The sequence below is a fragment of the Acinetobacter genomosp. 33YU genome, from assembly GCF_001990725.1.
In the GTDB taxonomy this organism is placed as follows: domain Bacteria; phylum Pseudomonadota; class Gammaproteobacteria; order Pseudomonadales; family Moraxellaceae; genus Acinetobacter; species Acinetobacter seifertii.
In genome coordinates this window covers 42,716-63,040 of record NZ_LFZQ01000002.1, presented here as the reverse complement: position 1 = coordinate 63,040, position 20,325 = coordinate 42,716, and the positions used below count along the sequence as shown (strand labels likewise).

1 protein-coding gene is annotated in these 20,325 nt (G+C 31.1%); it reads left to right on the top strand.

Going from position 1 to position 20,325, the window contains the following annotated elements:
* The first annotated feature begins 517 nt into the window (after positions 1-517).
* Positions 518-20,260, top strand: a complete 19,743-nt coding sequence (locus AC056_RS01495) for a CARDB domain-containing protein (protein WP_167370367.1) — start codon at positions 518-520, stop codon at positions 20,258-20,260.
* Positions 20,261-20,325: the final 65 nt, after the last annotated feature.

Below are 20,325 nucleotides of genomic sequence, written 5' to 3'. Positions count from 1 at the left end.
GAATTTTTTAAATAAATATATATGTGATTAAAATCAATTTTTTTGGAAAAAAAGTGATATTTTTTTAATCTAAGATGCAAATATTTCTTGATTTTTTTTAAATTTATTTTTTTGTAATTTATATGTTTTAAGAAAATATTCATATGTAATGATAGAAAATTAATTCTGTTTTTTTATTCGAAATAATTATTAGAAATACATTTAGAATTTTAAGTCATAAATATATTAAAAATACTTATTGTTTAGTTTAATTTAATATATTTATACATTTTTCTTGATTTTATTTCATTTTTATAAAGATTAATTAAATTTATATGCCTGACTTAAAGTTAATTAGGTATTTTATTTTATTTAAGGAACTGATTTTATTAACTTAAATAATTAAAAATAAATTGATCCTTATTAAAACTATCTTTACAATTCATATATAAACTTGTTTTAACAAAAATTCACAAATTAGTAACAATTGGGGTGAGGCATGAGCCAACAAGAAACGAATACAAATGCACAAGAGCAAATGTGGACAGTTGAACAACTTGAACCAAAACTTTTGCTTTCTGCAGATTTAATGCCAGGAATACAAGAAATTACTGGAGCTATTGATCAACCAGGTCAACAAAAACAATATGAGTTTGTTATTAAAGAGAAAACAAAATTCTTTTTTGATGGCGTAGAAGGTGAAAATTTTAACTGGTCTTTGCAAGGTAAAGAATATGGTAAAAATTTTTCTGCAATTGAATTAAATCAAGATAGCCATAAATTTTTAGAGCTTACTCCTGACACATATAAACTAACTATTGATGGTAATAATGATCAAGTTGGAAACTATAAATTTAGATTATTTGGCGAAGAAAGTGCTATAAAGTTAGAGCCAAATCAAGAGACACATCTGAATCTTAATCCAGCAAGTCAAGCTGTTTTATATCAAATAGATGCGGCAGCAGGAGATCGTATATTTTTTGAAAGTCATATTAATGATGCAACATGGAGTATTTTTGATAATAACGCTCAATTAGTCAAAAATCGTTTAACTACAAATGATAGTCAAGGATTTGTAGCAGAAAAAAGTGGTTCTTATTGGTTATCTATAGATAGTAGTACTCATTATAGTAATTTAGAAGGTAACTTTACTTTACATGTTTTAAGGCCTGAAATTTCATCAATAAATATTAATGAAGAACAGATAGTAAACTTTAATAAACCATTTGAGTCAAAGCAATTTAATTTTAAAATAGATCAGGATCAATGGGTGGTGTTTGATCAGATTACAGAAGGATTAAAAAATACAGAATGGTCTATTAAAGATGAAAGCTCAAGTATTATTTTCTCACCACTCAGTACATTAGAAAGTAAAAGTAAATCAGTACCAAAATTTTTAAAAACAGGCACTTATACTTTAGAAATAAATAGCTTAAATATTACAGCTGGTGAAATCAAATTTATTGTAAAAACAAACTCTAAAGTCGATGATCTTATTGATGAAAACAATAAAGGATTGATATTAAATAATATTGGTACTGAGTCGAAGTTTGTAAAAATTAACAATGGAAGTAATGAACTCATTTCACTTATTTCTGAAAGATATATTTCAGAAATTGAGTACGCTAAAAATATTGATTTAGAAAATTTCACTGAGAAATTAGTAAACAGTCACTTCGCATTAAGTAGCTATGATTTATTTGAATTAAAGCTAAACAAAGATGACAAATTACTTCTTGAAAAAGAACAACCTAATACACTCATTAGAATTTTTGATAGATATGGTAATGAGATTGTCAAAGCTGAAGCAAATAGCTTAAGTTTTAATGTGACTGAGAAAGGTTTATATTATATAGGTATCAGTACAACTGATAATAATAATTATAATATTAATAGTAAACCAGGAAAAGGTATCGATCAAAACGTACTATTAAAAATAAAGTATAAATCGGCTATTGAAATTGACAATCAGTTAGATGATGTGAGAGATTCGATTTGGACAGGACAACAACTTGATATTTTAAAAACAGAAAAATTACAAGTTACTATTGGTGATAATGAAACGAATTATAATGATGTTGATTTTTATAAATTCCAAGTAAAAAAGGGTAACACAATCAATATTTCAGCACCACGCAGTACTGAAATACAGGGATTTTTAAAAATCTTTGATATAACTGGAAGAGAGTTAGTACAAACTAGTAATTCAGCAATTTCTTATACATTTAATGCAGATGGTGAATATTACTTAGCATTTAGTTCAGAAAGTAATAAATATTATAACCCCTATTTTGAAAATTCTGGTAATTATGGAAAATCAACTAAAGGAACGATAACTGTAGATATAAAATTAACTACTACAGATATTCCTAAAGTATATTTGCTCGATCGTTATGGGAATCTAATTTTAGATACTAATATTCATCAACTTGATTTAATCAAACAGAAAATAAATTTAAATGAAGAGTACTATCTTTGGATTAATTCTTCGACACAAAATGTAAATAGTTTTGAGTATAGTATTGGACTTTCAAATTTAAAAGAAGATAGATTTGATTTAAATGATAGTAAAAAAATAGAATATAAGTTTGATAGCTTTGCTCAGACATATGGCGTAGAGTTGAATGTCACGGAGTCTGGAACATATTTTATTTATCCTGAAAAAACACTGGTAAATACAAAATGGAACTTAAGTGGACCTGGAGTAAAAAATTTAGAGTGGAGTAATAATGTTAAACAAGGAGATAACATAGCACAAGCAGTATACTTAACAAAAGGTTTCTATAAACTTTCTATTTCAAACTATGATTCAGTCGGCAGTTTTGGTCTAGATTTCATTTCCAGTAAATTAGCAGCTCCAATTCAATCAGGTCAGGACTACACAGTAGAACATTTAGTACCTGGTCAATTTATTACTTACCAATTAGATTCAAGAATTCTAGATGAATATAGCTTTCAACTAAATACAGCAAATCCTGATCTGAATATTACAGTTTGGGATCAATATGGAAAAATTCTTTCTAATTATTTAACTGATAATACCAATTTTTATCAAGATTATGAACAAAACAAAATCTTTATAACTATTGCAAACGATAGTCTGGTAGAAGCTATTGATAATATTTCTTTTAAAGTCAATACAATTAAACATGATCAGCCAGTAAATGTTGTTAAGTCAATCTCTTTGGGACAAACTGTAGAAGATTTTTCTAAAGATTTACCACGAAATATTAATTATGACTTTAAACTTGAAAAAGACAGTTTTATTAGTTTTGAGTTTTTAAAAAATATATATGAAGAAGTTTTAATTGTAGGGCCAGAAGGAGAAAATTTATTAAATAAAACTAATATATATACAGGGTGGTTAGTTGCAGGGCAATATTACATTGAATTTAAGAATAAAATAAAAAATAGTAATTTTATTTTTCAAATAAGAGATGTTAGCCAGTTTGAAACTTTAGATAAAAATATTACAAGACAAGTTGAGCTTTCATCACAAGCGGCTGTCTACCATTTTAGCATGGATGAGGAGCATGATTACTCAATTAGTGCGAGTCAATATTCTGAGGATTACAACTTTAAGATCTTAAGTATAGATGGATTTACACTATTTGATGGTAAACTTTCGAATTATAATTTTAACTTAAATAGAAAAGATTTAATTGATGACTATATATTAATTATAGAATCAACCAATAATAAAAATTCCGAATTGAACTTTCGTTTAAGTTCATTCCCTAAAAAAGTAGAAATTAATGATTCTACTGTTATGGATTTCGTTAATTTGTCTTCTACACGAGATCAGGAATTTGAGATTAATGTTGATGCCGATGGACTATACTTTTTTGATTTGACTTATACAGGTTCATTGAACTTTCGGTTTGATGAAAGAAGTTTTTATCAGACAATCGGATCACAGAGTAGTGAAGAGACTAACTATCAAGCCCTATCCTTTGCTCTGACTAAAGGAAAGCATAAAGTTTACTTAACTGCATTGGACAACAACGATGTTAGAGCTAAGCTTAACATTCAGTCAGTTGCTAATATTCCAGTTCTGGAAAAAGTAGGTTCCGAATTAATTGTTCCTACTCTTGAAGCTAATCAAATTTCTTGGTTGAAATTAGCTACAGATTCTTATGCAGACTTTAAGTTAAATTATATTAATAATCCAAATATAACTATTCAAATTTTTAATGAAAATGGAGAGTTATATAAATCATTTGATAATGATTTTACGTTAAATGCTGAGGATAACTTAGATTATCTGTATTTTTCTATACATAACAAATCTAATAATGAAGTTAGTGGGTTAACGTTTGGTTTAGAACCCAAATATCAACATATTGATATCAATCAAGAGTTACACTTTAATTCCTTGAGTTCAGATGTTGAACCATTCTTTTCATTTGATATCGTAAATGATGGTTTTATAACCATTGAATTTTTAAGTAAAAACTATCAAAGTTTTAAAGTAATTGATAGTCATGGAGAGGTTTATTCAGGGGCTGCCGAATATGTTAATAATATCAGTGGAATGGCTTATCAAACGCTATGGCTACAATCTGGTCAGTATAAATTAGAATTTGAATTAACAAATACGGTAGAAAACAGTTCAATAAATGATTTTTACTTGAACATAGCTGATGATAGTCAAACTCAATTAATTAATCTAAATCAGAATACGGAAGTTGATTTAATCGGTAGTAGTGCTTATCAAGTTTATGAATTTAATGTATCTAATTCAAAAAGTTATAGCATAAAGCTATTAAATGATGTAAGTAATATTCAATTCCGTTTGCTAACAATGGATGGAGTTGAATGGTTTTCTGGTCAGCTAGCATCTGAATCAACTGATTTAGGACCTGTTGTTTTTTCTCAGAAATATAAGTTGGTGATATGGAGTGCAGCAGATCAAAATTTAGTTAATCCGATTGTTTTACTTGAAGAAACAGAAAATTTAAACAATAGTATTTCAGTCACTTCAAAAAAGATGGTTGAACCAGACCAAGAACTAATTTTGGATGGGCAGATTGATGTTAATCAAGACTTTCAAATTATTACACTTGAGATCAAGCAAGATGGTTTGTATTTTCTTAATCAATTACAGCAAGGTAACCTATTAAACTGGAGTTTGTTAGGTCCAAGAGTTCAATATAATAGTATTAACTCACTGGATGGTTTATATTTAAGAAGAGGAGTCTATTTTTTAGCAATTGCTAATAGTAATCACGAAGCTGTTAATTATAAATTTAGTATTTTTTCTTCAATGTCTATAGAAAATGAATTATTAAAAGATAATTCTACTAATATAAATTCTCTTGCTAAAAATGAGTCTGTTTTTTATAAACTATCTGTTGGTCTAGACGAAGAATTGTTATTCAAAACTCTTAATAGTTTTTCTGGGCTAAAAGTTGATTTGTGGACTGATAATGGGGGTTATATTGGTTCTTATATTAATATCGAAAGCGTTTTTGATATTGTTTTAAAACAAAAACAATTGTCGAGTGCAATATATTTAAGTGTTACTAATATTTCTTCTGACACTATTAAGGATATTAATTTTACTGTGGTAGATAAAAGGCCACATATTGATATTTATCGTAATAACATAATTGATTACAAAGATCTCTATAATGGTATTGAGTTTGATTTTAATATTGATGAGAAAAATTTGTTCTCTTTTAATATTGAACAAAATATAGGTGTTTCATATCAATTTTTTAAATTAGTAAATGGTGTTGAGTGTACTGTTAGTTCATTGGCAGATTCAAGGAATAAATTGTATTTATTTGAAGAGGGTAATTATATAATTAAATCGTATTTTAATTTTATTCCCGATTTTGAAGGTACTATAAGTATTAATTTTAATAAGTTTGATGAAAATAAAACCATTGATTTGGTTGAACATAATACTGTTTCGGAAAATAGCTTACAAGTTTATAAGTTCATTGCTGATAGTAGCTTTCAATATTTTATTGATTTTCCAGACTATAATAATCCTGAATCTTCAAGCTTTCTGTTGAAGTTGATGGATGAAAATGGTCAAATTATAATGTCTGATTATTATTATAGAACATTGTCCTTACCTTTACTGGAGCATAATAAAAAATATTGGTTGATTATTGAAAATCTTAATGGAGTTGAAGCGAATTTAGATTTTTCTAAAACTGTAAGACAGCAGGAATTTACAGTCAATTCTAGTACGAGCTTAAAAGTTGATCAAAATTTTGATTTTCAATATCAGCAACAGGAAATTATTTTAAAGGTTGAAGAAGCTGGAACTTATTTCTTTAATGTTTCGGCTTTTGATAGCGTTAATTATCAGTTAGTGGGTGTAGGGGGGAATCTTCCAAATAATCAACCTATGTTTGCAAGTTCCTCAATTTCTACTAATCGAAATTTAAATTTGCAAGCTACACACTTACAAAAAGGTATCTATAAAATTGTAGCTAAATCTAATTGGTTAACTGGATTTGCCTCATTTGAAATTTTATCGGCTAGCCAAGCTCACAATTTACTTGTTAATAATGAAACTATTATTGAGCAATTAGAGGTTGATGAGACAGTTTTATACAAAGTCTCTCAAGACTATTTTGCTACTTATACAGACAACTATAACCGTTTTACCTTTAAAGATATATCAGAAAATTATGGTGTGGAGTTCAATTTTTGGACTCAAGATGGAACAAAAATTGGTGATAATCCAATTGAATTATTAAAAACACAGCCATTTTTCTATATTTCAGCAATGAACATTGGTTCTGAGAAGCAAACTGGTATTAAGTTCTCATTGAATAAAGAAGATTTAATTCATAAGCCAGTTGAAAGTGAAGTAATTAGCGTAAATCAGAAAATTGTTAAAAATAGCAATGAATTAGATGATCGTATCTCATATAGTTTTACTTTAAAAGAAGATAGTTTTATCTCATTTAACTTTATTAAAAATGCTTTTGATAATATTAAAATTACTGGTCCATCAGGATTGTTGTTTGATGGTTCTCCAAGAATTTTGAATGACATAAATTGTAAAGGATTAGAAGATTTCTGGTTTAAAACAGGAGTCTATAAAATTGAGTTCAATGGGAAAATTGACGGAAATAATTTTGAGTTTATTTTGCAAGAGCAAAGTAGTTTCTTAAATATTGAACAGAATCTACCATCATCAGTGAGTTTAGCCACAAAAGGTGATTATCAATTCTTTAATTTATCTATTGAGAGTAATACTGAATACTGGTTGCATTATAATACATCTGGCCAGAATATATCTAACCTGAAATTTAGCTTATATAGTCAAGATGGTACTATAATATCTGCAGGCCCTCTTTCATCATTGTACCAAATCTTACCTAAAAATAGCCTAAATTCTAAATATATATTGTTAATTGAAAATTTAAGCAATACTCAGGCTGTTTTTAAAATTGATTTAATTAAAAAGGAAGTTTTACAGCCAAAAGTTATCGATTTAAATACTACTGTAAATGATCAATTTGTAGGGATTGAGCAGCAAAGTAAATATTCATTTACTGTTGATAAAATGACAGCTTTAAAAATTATAGAGCAATTATCTAATGGTTCGAGTAATACATATAAAATTATAGATAGTAATGGTTTGATTGTGAAATTAAGTCATGGTGTTTATATTTTATCTACTGGTAACTATACTCTTTTAGTTGAAAGTAATAATGAGCCGAATGATATTGTTGGTGAAATTAGTTTTAAAACACTTATAACTAATAGTTTTTTAGATGTTAATTTTGGTTCTAATATGTCTATTAATATTAATCAGGGCTTGCCTAGTAATATTATTAAGGCTGTTTTTGATAAAAATAGAATTTATGATTTTGAGACTAACTATAATTCTGGATTTATTATTTATGATGAAAAAGGAAATGTTGTAAAAGAGATTGGTAGTTATTATGGTTATAATGGTTGGTTTGATGTAAAAGAAACAAGCGCTTATTATCTACAAGCATTTAATTATAACGGTGATTATACGGGAAGTGTCTCTTTTTCTTTAAATAGTAAAAATAAGTATTTGAATATAGATATAGGAGAACTTGTTTCAAATGTTTCTATTAAGAGTAATAGTTTGCAGAAATATAATTTTACTCTTACGAAGGAATCTTTATATAAAATAAATGGTTATTCTAGTAATTATTATTTACAGATTTCTATTTATAAAAAAAATTCTGAAGGTCCTTTTACACATTTTAATCTTAATGATGCGCAACCTCTCAATTTGGATGCTGGTGATTATGAAATATCGATTTATAATTATAATAATTATTCAATTAGCTACTCTTTGGAAATTGTTGATTTATTAAACTCAAATATTTCAAACGTTGATCTTGGGAAATCATTTATTATAAGTGCTAATAATAGTCGTAAAGCCAATGTGCAGACTATTACTGGTGTGGCTGGTGATTCTTGGCTAATTGATTTAAGAAATAGTGGAACAATTAATCAATATATTCGTTGGGAGTTATATGATCCTTCAGGGAGACAAGTTACATCATCTTATCAGTATGCTAATGAAGATCGTGCAGTTAAATATACATTAACTCAATCTGGTCAATATATTTTATTAGTTTTTGGAGTAGACCAAAATACACAACGAGAGACTTCAATACTAATTACAAAACCTGTTGAAGTCAGAAAAACAGTTCAAATTGGTGAGCAAGTTTCTGGTCAAATTATGAATGGTGGAGATGTTCACTACTATGATCTGAAACTTGATAAGCCAACAAGTTTTATTGTTGATGCTACTCTAGGGCAAACTATCTTTAATATTTTAAGAGAAGATGGTTCTCTAATTGATTCAAATGCTTATTCAATTCAATATTTACCAGCTGGTACTTATCACTTATTATTTAAAGGAGTAAATACGCAGACACCTAAGTATTCATTTAAATTAATTGATTATATTGAAAAAGCTGAAGAAGTTTCTGATTTAAGTAATATTTCTTTAGCATTACAAGAAAATGAGAGATTTAATTTTTTACAGCTTAATACCGTTGCAGGCCAAAAATATAGCCTTGAGTTTTTGTCACCTACAAATCTTTGGTATCAAATAGTTGATATAAACGGACAGGTTTTACAGTCAGGAAATGACTATAATACTTCTACTTTTACTGCGTTAGCAGATAAATATTATATTGTTATTGGTAGAGACTATAATATTAATTCTGTTAATAATTCTAATATTAAAATTTTACCAGTATTGAATACTACTCAGCAGTTAGAATTTAGCGAATTAATTAAAACTTCATTTGAAACTAAATTTGATCAGATAGATTATACTTTTAGTATAGCTAAAGAGGGTTGGCTGGATCTTAGTGATGTATCTTCTAGTAATTCAAATATTTCTTTAAGACTATTGAATCAAACTAACGATCAACTTTTTTACTATAGTAATTTGCCTGCTATTAATGGAAGTAGTCGTATCTACCTCGTTGAAGGAAACTATACCTTAAGATTAAACTCTAATACTTCGCAATCTAGTTATTTGAAGTTGAAGGCTTCTATACATGAGGCAAATCAATACGAGCAAACTGGTCAAAGTCTAGCTACGGCTTATGAACTATACTTACCAACGCAATCTAAAATAGAATTGTTACAACCAGTTGTTGAGCAACCTTACTTATATCGATTTGTTTTAAATAAAGGTGATGTTTTTGCTCTTAAGCTTTCTGACTTACAAGGAAGTCTATCTTTACTCGATGTAGCAGGTAGTGAAATTGCAGTTGGCTCTACAGGTGAACTGCAATATAGCGCTAACTCTACGAGTATTTATTATCTTAAAATTGTTAATAAAACTAAAATTGATAAGCAAGTCTTGAATTTTACTCGTAGCAAATTAGATAAATTAATCAGTGATGATGTAGGTGATACTACTGAAAATGCTAAAGAGCTGAATTTTAAAGCAGGTACTAAACTTGAAATTAAGACTAATATTGGTAATGGTGTAAATACAAATAAAGATGTTGATCTTTACCAAATTATGCTAGTTGCAAGTGAAAAATTAAATATAGATTCTTATTCGAACTATGGTTTCTTAACTCAAATTTTTAATTCTTCTGGTAATCGAGTTTATAGTACTGGTGGCACAGGTTCATATACTGCTGAGCAAACTGGTGTTTATTATATTGGATTTAGTGGAAATCAGAATAATAACTATGACCCAATTACTGGAAAAAATACTTATAGTTCTAATACTGGGCTAAATACTGTTCTATTAAGCCGTCAAAGTGGCTTCATTCATCCTATTACTCAATTTTCTGAGCAAATTTTAATACCTGAGAATGTGACTTCAACTGAAAGTTGGTCTGGAAGCCTAACAGATGGTACAAGCCAAGACTTCTATCTAGATGTAAAAACTGATGGTTTGTACTATTTAGATCGGACAGCTGCTGGATATTATGCTTCAAATTATGATCAAGTGACTTTAATAGATTTACAGTCTAGAGTACTAGGGACTAGCTTTAATGCAGCATATTTTCTTAAAGCAGGTAAGTATAAATATACGATTTTAAAGAGATATAATAATGATTATATCGATTTTAAATGGGTAAATTTAAGCTCACAAGCAAAAGAAATTCAATTTGGTCAGTCAGTTTCATTAGGTTTTTCAAAAAATGCAGCTGCTGATCGTATTTATAAGTTCTATGCCGATGCGAATCAAGTTCTACAGTTTAATAGTCTAGGTAATATATCTGGAACCGCACCAAAATATAAAATCATAAATGAATATGGTCAAAATGTTTCGGATGTTAATTTATATGCATCTTTAGATAATCAACCAATTAATATTAAATATTCTGGGAATTATTATATTGTTTTTGATGATATATCTACAGGATATGGTTCTGAATATTACCAGTACTCTGGTTCGGTATCATTTCAGATAGATTGTGTTGATTTGAAAAATTTACCAGTACTAAGTTTTAATGAAAACGTAACAGGTATATTAAATCCAGATAAACAAGAAGTGATATATCAATTAAATATAAATGAAAAGTCTAATCTATTATTTGATTTATTAAATCTAACTGATCCAGAGGTGCAGATTTCAATTGCTGATTATAATGGAAGTATTGTTTATTCAAGTTCTTCGAATAATATAAATGCTTCATTATTAACTTTAAATGTAGGTAGCTATACAGTTAAGGTTAAAACGACAAGTTTAGTGCAGCAAAAATATGGTTTTAAACTCCTCAATTTGGCTCAAGTACAGCGGATTGAAAGTGGTCAAGCAGTAGAAGGCCGCCTTAAAGCAGAAGGTGAAATGCTTTCATATCAGATTGATGTGGATGCTGGCGACCGAGTGTTTATTGATTTTGATCAATTGATTACGCAAACATATGGCTTTTTCAATGGAGTATGGAAACAAAACTATCTTACTAGCTTAGTCGTAATTGATCCTTATGGTCGTAAGCAAATAATATCCCGAAATGATTTAAATAATTTGGGCGCTGAATTTGTTGCTAGTGTCTCGGGTAAGTACACCATAGTATTTGATGAATTAGACCGTTATGACATTGAATTACCATTCCATATGGCGGTATATGTTCATGCTCCATCAAACCCAATTGTGATTGATTTAAATAATAATGCATCAAAAGTTGATTTTTCTGTTCAAAATTTAACTGTTCAGAGTAGTGACCACGAAACAATCAAATCTGGAAGCCAGTTAGAAATTAACTGGCTATTGGCAAATATTGGTAATAATAGTTCATTTGGTGACTTTACAGATCGAGTTCTAATCAAGAATAAAACTACTGGAGAGATTATTGTAGAGAGTCTAGTGCCTTATTCTGAACAGAATGATGGTTCTATATCTTCTAATCAATCTATTACGCGTACTACTAAAATTAAGTTGCCTGAAGGTATTTCAGGAGCTGGAGATTTTGAGGTTATAGTTGAGGCAGATGTCTATAATCAACAAAATGAAACTGTAGAATCAAGAAAAAACAATCAAACATCTTATGTATTTAAAAGTGAATTAAGGGCTTATCCTAATTTAACTGTCGAACATATTTCTTTGTCACCAGCATTTAACTGGGAGGCTGGTGATTCAGTTACCTTAAATTGGGAGGTTAAAAACTCTGGACAGGCTCCAGCGACTGGATCATGGGTAGAGAAAATTGAAATTATCAATCTTACAACAGGAACAGTTGTTGTTAGTAAAGATCTTCTTATCTCTAATCAAACCCTAGAGCAAGGCAACTCTACTCAACGTCAATTTCATTTTATTTGGCCTTCGGATAAATACGCTGTTGGGCAGTTCTCTATAAAAGTTAAAGTAGATGCTCTCAATACTATTTCTGAATTTAACCAAAATGGTTCATTAGAAAATGACAATGAAGGAACGATTGAAGTAGTCGCAGGACCAGACCTAGTTGTTAAGAACATCCAACTGTTACAGCCGCAAATCCAAGCAGGGGAACTTGTGACAGTGGTATGGCAGGATGTGAACCAAGGTAGTGTTACAACTCCAACAAACTTTCAAGATCGAATTATTATTCGAGCGCGAAATACAGATGGTAGCATCGGTAAAACCATATTAAATTTTGCCGTTGCATTTAATGGTCAAGATGCTTTGCCAATTAAAGCTGGTGAAGTGCGCAATCGTAGTTTCAGTTTCACTATGCCGGAAGGAGTGGCAGGTGCTGGACAATTTGTTATTGAGGTCGTTGCAGATAGCAATATTACTGGCCAAGGAATTATTTATGAGGTAAATGCATTAAATAATGCAGAAATCAATAATAGCTCGACTGAAACATTCATTTCGTCGCCTAAAATGTATGCTGACTTAGCAGTATCTCAAATAATTGTTCCAGAAACTATTGGTGCGGGTAATTTAACTCAAGTGCAATGGACTGTGACAAACCGTGGCGATAAAGCCGCGGAGGGTCAGTGGGTTGATCGTATTATTTTAAGTCGTGACTCCGTTATTGGTAATGCTGACGATATTATTTTGGCTAGCTACAATAGAGTGAAGGATTTAAATGTTGGAGAAAGTTACCAGCAAAAAGCTTCGATTACTATGCCAGCTCGTCTTGAAGGAAGCTACTATATTGCTGTAATAAGCGATACTAATCAAATTGTTAAAGAACCAGATACTAGAGCGAACAATCAGGCAATTTCTGCTCAGTTTAATGTTGTTAGAACTTATGCTGATCTTAGTCCTGAAATTATTTCTTCTCCAACAGTATTAGGGAAAAATGAATCTGGACGTATTACCTGGAAAGTAACAAATAATGGAACTTTAGCAACAGATGTAAATCGTTGGGTTGATACAGTTTATATTTCAACTAAATCATCTTTTGATTCAAGTGCAAGTGTGCTGGGTTCTGTTACACATACGGGTGGTCTAGCTGTTGGAAGTGCCTATCAAGCATATCTAGATTTTGCTTTGAACGGGAATGCTGATCAATATTATTTATTTGTTAAAACAGATAGTTATGGCGCTGTTTATGAGCCAGATCATACTGAAAATAATATTGTTGTTTCTCAATCAATTGTTTTAGAAGCGGAAAAGCTTCCAGATATTCAAGTATCTGATATTTCAGTCGAGAGCCAGTGGCGGTCTGGAAATCAGGTTCAATTGACTTATACATTGACTAACATGGGGACAGCTGACTTTACAGGTTTTGTATATGATCGTCTCCGTTTAGTAAATATTACAAACCCTAGCCAAACTTATGTGTTAGCAACGCCTTCTTTTAATCGTAGCATTCAAAAAGGAGATAGCATTACACAGCAAATGACGATAAATGTACCTGCGCTTAGTTTAGGAGCTTGGCGTTTAGAAGTTATTTCTGATGTTAATAATTATGTTCGTGAGCTAGATTTAGTAAGCCATCAAGGTACGCAGAACATTGAAATTGTGAGCCCGGATCTTGTTGTTGGTAATGTAAAAACAACAGGAGGTTTACAAGGTGGACAAAATATTGATATTTCATGGACAACGTATAATCAGGGAACTACAAAAGCGGCTCAGGTTAAAGATATCGTTTATTTATCACTTGATGATGTGATTGATTATAAAGATATTAAAATTGGTGAAGTAGTTCACTCCGCAATAGAGAGTCAACAATTTATTTCGTCTATTTTAAATTATAAAATTCCTGAAAGTTTATCTGGGCGTTGGCGTTTACTTATTGTTACTGATGCTGACAATAAAAACTTTGAATACAATGCTGAACAAAATAATCAATATCAGCAAAGTCTAGAGATTGCTAAAGCAGAATATGCAGACTTGATCGTAAGCAATATTAAGGCTCCAACCCAAGTCATTGGTGATCCTGCTTCTTTAAGTGTTGAGTGGACCGTGTCTAACATTGGAACAGGCACTGGATTAAACACGACATGGACAGATACAGTTATTTATTCTACTGACGATATTATTGGCAATTCGGATGATATTGTTTTAGGCAAAGTTGTACATGATGGAGCTTTGGAAAAAAACAATAGTTATACCTCGTCTATTCAGTATCGTTTTGGTCCTAATTTTACTAGACATGGTCACGTTTTTGTTCAAACAGATAGCTTAAAGCAAGTTTGGGAAAATGATCTCGAATCGAATAATACAGTGGAATTCGATCACATTGTTGATGTAATGCCAAAAGCTTATGCTGATTTACAATTAACTTCATTATCAATTGATAATGCAGAAAATTTGATGAGTGGATCATCAACAACTGTTCGATGGGCGGTAAGTAATAACGGTATTGGTATTACAGACAAAGATTCATGGTTAGACCATGTGTGGCTAAGCAGCCAGGCAGATGGGAAAGGACAATTATGGGATCTTGGATCAGTTCAACATTTAGGTTATTTGGCAGCTAATCAGAGTTATGAACACTCACTTACAGTTACACTACCAGATGGTCTGTCTGGAAATTATTATTTAAACGTCGGTACGAATGTTAGTTCTAGTGTATTTGAGTTTATTCATAATGATAATAACCAAAAAACTGGTTTAGTTGTTCCAGTACAACTTGCGGATTATCCTGACCTCAAAGTTGAAGATATTATTATTCCTGATAATGCTCAAGAGGGTACAGAAGTAGATTTTAGATGGACTGTTCGTAATCAGGGTACTAAAAATGCTCAAGATATTTGGGAAGATAGTATTCGTCTAGTTTCTTTAGATAACAAACCTTCTATATATCTTGGGAATTTTAATTACACGCAGGGTCTAGAGTCAGGTAAATCTTATACACGTACAGAGAAAATAAATTTACCTGCATATATGGAAGGAAGATGGCGTTTAGAAGTAGCAACAAACAATAGTGCAATTCCGGAGCTAAATATATATGAAAAAACTATTGATCGTTTAAATAATACTTTAATTTCTAACACTATATTAAATGTGGAGTTAAATTCTAGACCTGATCTATGCATTACAAATGTTGATGTTCCAAACTCTGTAATGGCTGGAAGTAAAATAAGTGTTAAATTCACAGTAAATAATATGGGTGCATCTTCTACAAATAGTCAATGGAAAGATGCAGTTTATTTGTCACTTGATGGTAAGTTAGGATCTGACGATATATTAATTGGCTATTATGATAGTATTTCAGCTTTGGCGCCTAAACAAAGTTATAGTAATATAACGAATGATTTTACTATTCCACTACGTTATCGTGGGGATGCTTATATTATTGTAGTTGCAGACTCAAGAGATCAGGTATTAGAGTATCCTAATGAAAAAAATAATATATATGTGGAAAAAATATATATTGAACCTAAACCTTTTGCTGCTGATTTAATAGTAAGTGATATTGTTGCACCAGAACAAGTTAATTACGGTAGTAAAATAAGTGTTGATTATAAAGTAACAAATAAAGGAACTGAAAAAACACAAGGGGATTATACTGATGTTAATAGCTGGATAGATAGTATATGGCTAAGTGTTGATAAACGTCAGCCTAATCCATTAAAAGGTGATATTAAATTAGGTGAAGTTAAACATACAGGAAATCTTGGTATACAAGAAGATTATTTGGGTAATTTAACTGTCTCTATTCCTGGAGATATTAAGTCAGGTCAATATTATATTACAGTGTGGAGTGATACTTATGATGCTATAATAGAAGATACTTTGGCTACTAATATTAATCTAGATGATGTAACTCAAATTGATAATAATAATTATAAGGCTAGACCAATTACAGTCTTTGGTGCGATTGATCCTACTCCAGACTTAACCGTGATTGATATTCAGGCACCTAAAGAAATTAGCTCAAATGGAGATTATAAGTTTAGTTATACTGTAAGAAATCTATCAGATGAAGTTGATGGCAGCTGGATGGACGAGGTGTGGTTGGCAAATGATACTGATCTCACAAAAGCAAATATAGTATGGAAACTTGGAGAATTCACACAAACAAAAAAACTTGGTTATAATGAAACTTACACAGTAGAACGAATTTTAAAATTAGCTCCCTCTGTTTCTGGTTTGCATTTAATTGTGAAAACAAATACTAATGATATTAGAGGTAAAAATAATAAAAATATTTACGAAAAAAATATTGATAATAATAAGTTATCTGTTTTATCAAAAGTAAATGCAGCTATAAGTGATTTGGCGGTTACTCAAGTAAAAGTCGAAAAGGAGGCTTTTTCTGGTGAAATAATTAATGTTGCTTGGACTGTTGAAAATAAAGGAGGGGATGTCTGGTCTGGGACACAATCTTGGAAAGATTATATTATTATTAGTGCTTATCCTGAATATAATCCAGAATATTCTGTAATTCTTGGTTCGGTTGAGCATTCTAATGCTCAAGGGTTAAAATATGGAGAGAACTACACAGCAACAGCAAGATTTAATATTCCGATCGGTTATAAAGGGGAATGCTATATTTATGTGGTAACTGATGCCATTAAAAAGAATGAGAAGGTATATATACCTGACGAGTATAATAGTGGTGTAAATTCAGAATCTATTGAATTTTATAGAAAATTTGTTTATGAAAATAGTGTTAATCAAAATAATATCTATTCAAGTCCAGTAACTATTATTTATCGTGAGCCTGATTTAATTGTGAAAGATATTAAAATTTCAGATATTAATCCAAATTCAGGTGATAAAGTTACTATAAGCTGGACTGTTACGAATGAGGGCACTCGAGATACTCGAGTAGCGAATTGGCATGATGGAATTTATTTATCTAGAGATAATACAATTGATGTGACTGATTATCCAATTTTGATTCAGCCTATTACTATTAATAATTCCAAAAATGAGATAACTACTCTAAAGGTGGGAGAAAGTTATACTCAAACTGCTACATTTGTATTGCCATTAGGGATTGGGGGAGACTTTAATATTATTGTAAAAACTGATACTAATTATGTAAGTAGTGGTAAAAAATCTCAGGTTAATATTTCCAGTATAAGAAAAGATTTAGAGATCTTAAATAAAATTGATAATTATGATCAGGGAGCTATTCTTGAGTTTAAAGATGAAGGTAATAATGAAAAATCAATAAAACTTTCAATTAACTATGTAAATCCTCCAGATTTACAAGTAATAAATATAAGTAGTCCAAAAAGTGCAATTTCAGGACAGAAAATAGATATTACTTATACAGTAAAAAATATAGGTGGAAAAATATCAGCTGATCAAAAAGAGTGGACAGACCTGATTTATTTATCAAATGATCGGGTACTAGATTTAAACAAAGATAAACTTTTAGGTTTTGTTAATCATAGTGGTGGATTGGCTACAAATGCTGAGTATTCAGCTTCTATTCAGGCGAAAATTCCTACAGAGCTAAATGGAACATACTATGTATTTGTGGTAACAGACCCAGCTTATTATCGAGATGGGGCAACAGGTAAGGTCTTAGAGTTTGAAAATGATCTAAATAATACGCTTACATCTGAACAGCCACTATTAATTACTCGACCAGATCCTGCTGATTTACAAGTAACAGATATTATGTTGCCTGCTTCAACTAGGATAGGTGAAAAAATTCGTGTTGAATATACTGTTAAGAATTTAGCTGATTATCAAGCGAGTGGCCAGTGGGCAGATGCAGTTTATTTATCTAGAAATAATAGCTGGGATAACCAAGATATTCTGTTAGGTCGCTATAATCATCAAGGTGCATTAAACGCAAATCAGCAATATGTGGGATTCATTGAAACGATCTTACCAATAGTTCAGGATGGACAGTGGTATATAGTTGTTCGGCCAGATATTTATAACGAAGTATATGAAGGCGATATTGTTTATACCGAAGCAGGTCTAAACATTGCCCCTGCTGAAGCGAATAATGAAACAACTTCAGCCACTACTTTTAGCGTAACAGTTCCTACCTTACTGTTGAATACCAGCACTGACTTGGAATTAAGTAGTGGTGATCAGTCTCTTTACAAACTTCAGGTTGGACAAAGTGAAACACTTCGTGTCCGTTTAGACTCAAGTGCATTAAAAGGTTCTACGGAGCTGTATATCCGTTATGAGGCCGTACCGAGTGCAGGGCAATATGATTATGCTTATACCATAGCTAATTCTCCTGATCAGGAATTGGTGGTTCCAACCACGCAGGAAGGTACTTATTATATTCTTATAAAAGCGAGTAATTCTCCTAAAGATACTGCTGCAACAATCCTTGCGGAAACTTTGCCACTTTCTATTACTAAAGTGACACCAGATCAGGGAGGAACAGGTACAGATGACTATCGTTGGGTAACCATGGATATTTATGGCGCTCAGTTTGCAGCTGGTGCTTTAGTCAAGCTCAGTCGTCCAGGTATGTACGAGATTGAACCAGAGCGTTGGCAGGTGTTGGATGCAACCCATATTCGAGCTGTATTTGATTTACGTCATGTACCTCATGGCTTATATGATATTGTCGTAATTAATCCTAATGGTGATCGAGTAGTTGAGCCATATCGATATTTAGTTGAAAGAGCGATTGAGCCTGATGTCACCATCGGTTTAGGGGGAAGTAATCAGCTTATTCCTGGTGATTCAGGAATTTACAGTATTTCATTACAAAGTTTAACTAACGTCGATACACCTTATGTACGTTTTGACATTGGTGCAGTAGAGATGGGCTACAATGAACATTTGATTCAAGGATTAAAATTACCATTCTTCATTTTTGGTTCAAATGTTGGAGGACAGCCGTCCGGTATAGTCGTTGGTGATCAGGTAAATACTCAGCAATATGGTGTTACTCCAACAGATAAAAGTAAAATTAGTCAAATTCCGTGGGCAAGTTTGGATGGAGCATTAAATACTTCAGGCATTAACTTGGCTCCAGGTTATGCATTTGATATAAATGCCTCTGGTTTTACAGGTCTTTCCATTAGTATACAAACTTATCCTGGCCTAAAAGAATGGATGAATAGAAATTTCGAAGGCTTGCGTGACCAGCTCTATATGATCCATCCTGAGTGGAAAGCTCAAGGATTATTAGAGAATGGTGTAAAAGATTTAAATAATATTTCTCCAGGACTCGCTGAGTTGTTTGTAGATACAGCACGACCACGCTGGAATGAAGATGCTTTAGACTTCCGTTTTAATATTGCAGCAGCAGCAACTCCAATTACTCGTACTGAATTTATTCAGGATCAAATTCAGCATGCATTAAAAATGCGTGATGCAATTTTGAAAGATATTTCTGCAAACGTCAGTTTAAAAGCATTGGCTGCTGATGAAATGCAATGGATTCAAGGCTGGCTCGCGGCTATAGAAGATGCGGGGTTATTACGTCCGGAAAATCAAGCACCTCCAATAAAAGAAAGTATTGAGGTACTCAGTTTAACAGCGAATTTGGCTACAGGTATCCTTTTATCTAAAACAGGCGAGAGTTATAAAACCAAGGCTAGTGTATTATCATTTTTTGAACAAATGCAGAAGTGGTACGGTGATACCTCTAAATGGGTAGGAGATAATGATGCCCTAAAAACTAAGATTGATTATTACGAATTACGTATACAGCCTGATAAAGTTATAAAAATCCCTGTTCCAAAAAATATTACTGCTAACGATCTTATTTTAAATAATCAAGATAATAAACATTATATTAATTTTGATGTATTTGTGGGAAATAGATCAAAATTAGAGTATTTACGTCATGTAGGCTTATTAGATGAGAAATTTGATCCAATCGGTGTGCAAGCACTTGCTTTGAATCAATATCTTCAGCAAATGGCCGCTGTAAATACCGATGTGGTATATGTACAAGGCCCATCAGTAATGCCACATACTGATGGTAAGAGCTATTCCCGAGTGAGACGGCGTTACCATTTAAACTAAATTTCCAAAATACTACCGAGCAGTCACTTCATGAAATTCGGTTAGTTACAGCAATTGATGAGCAG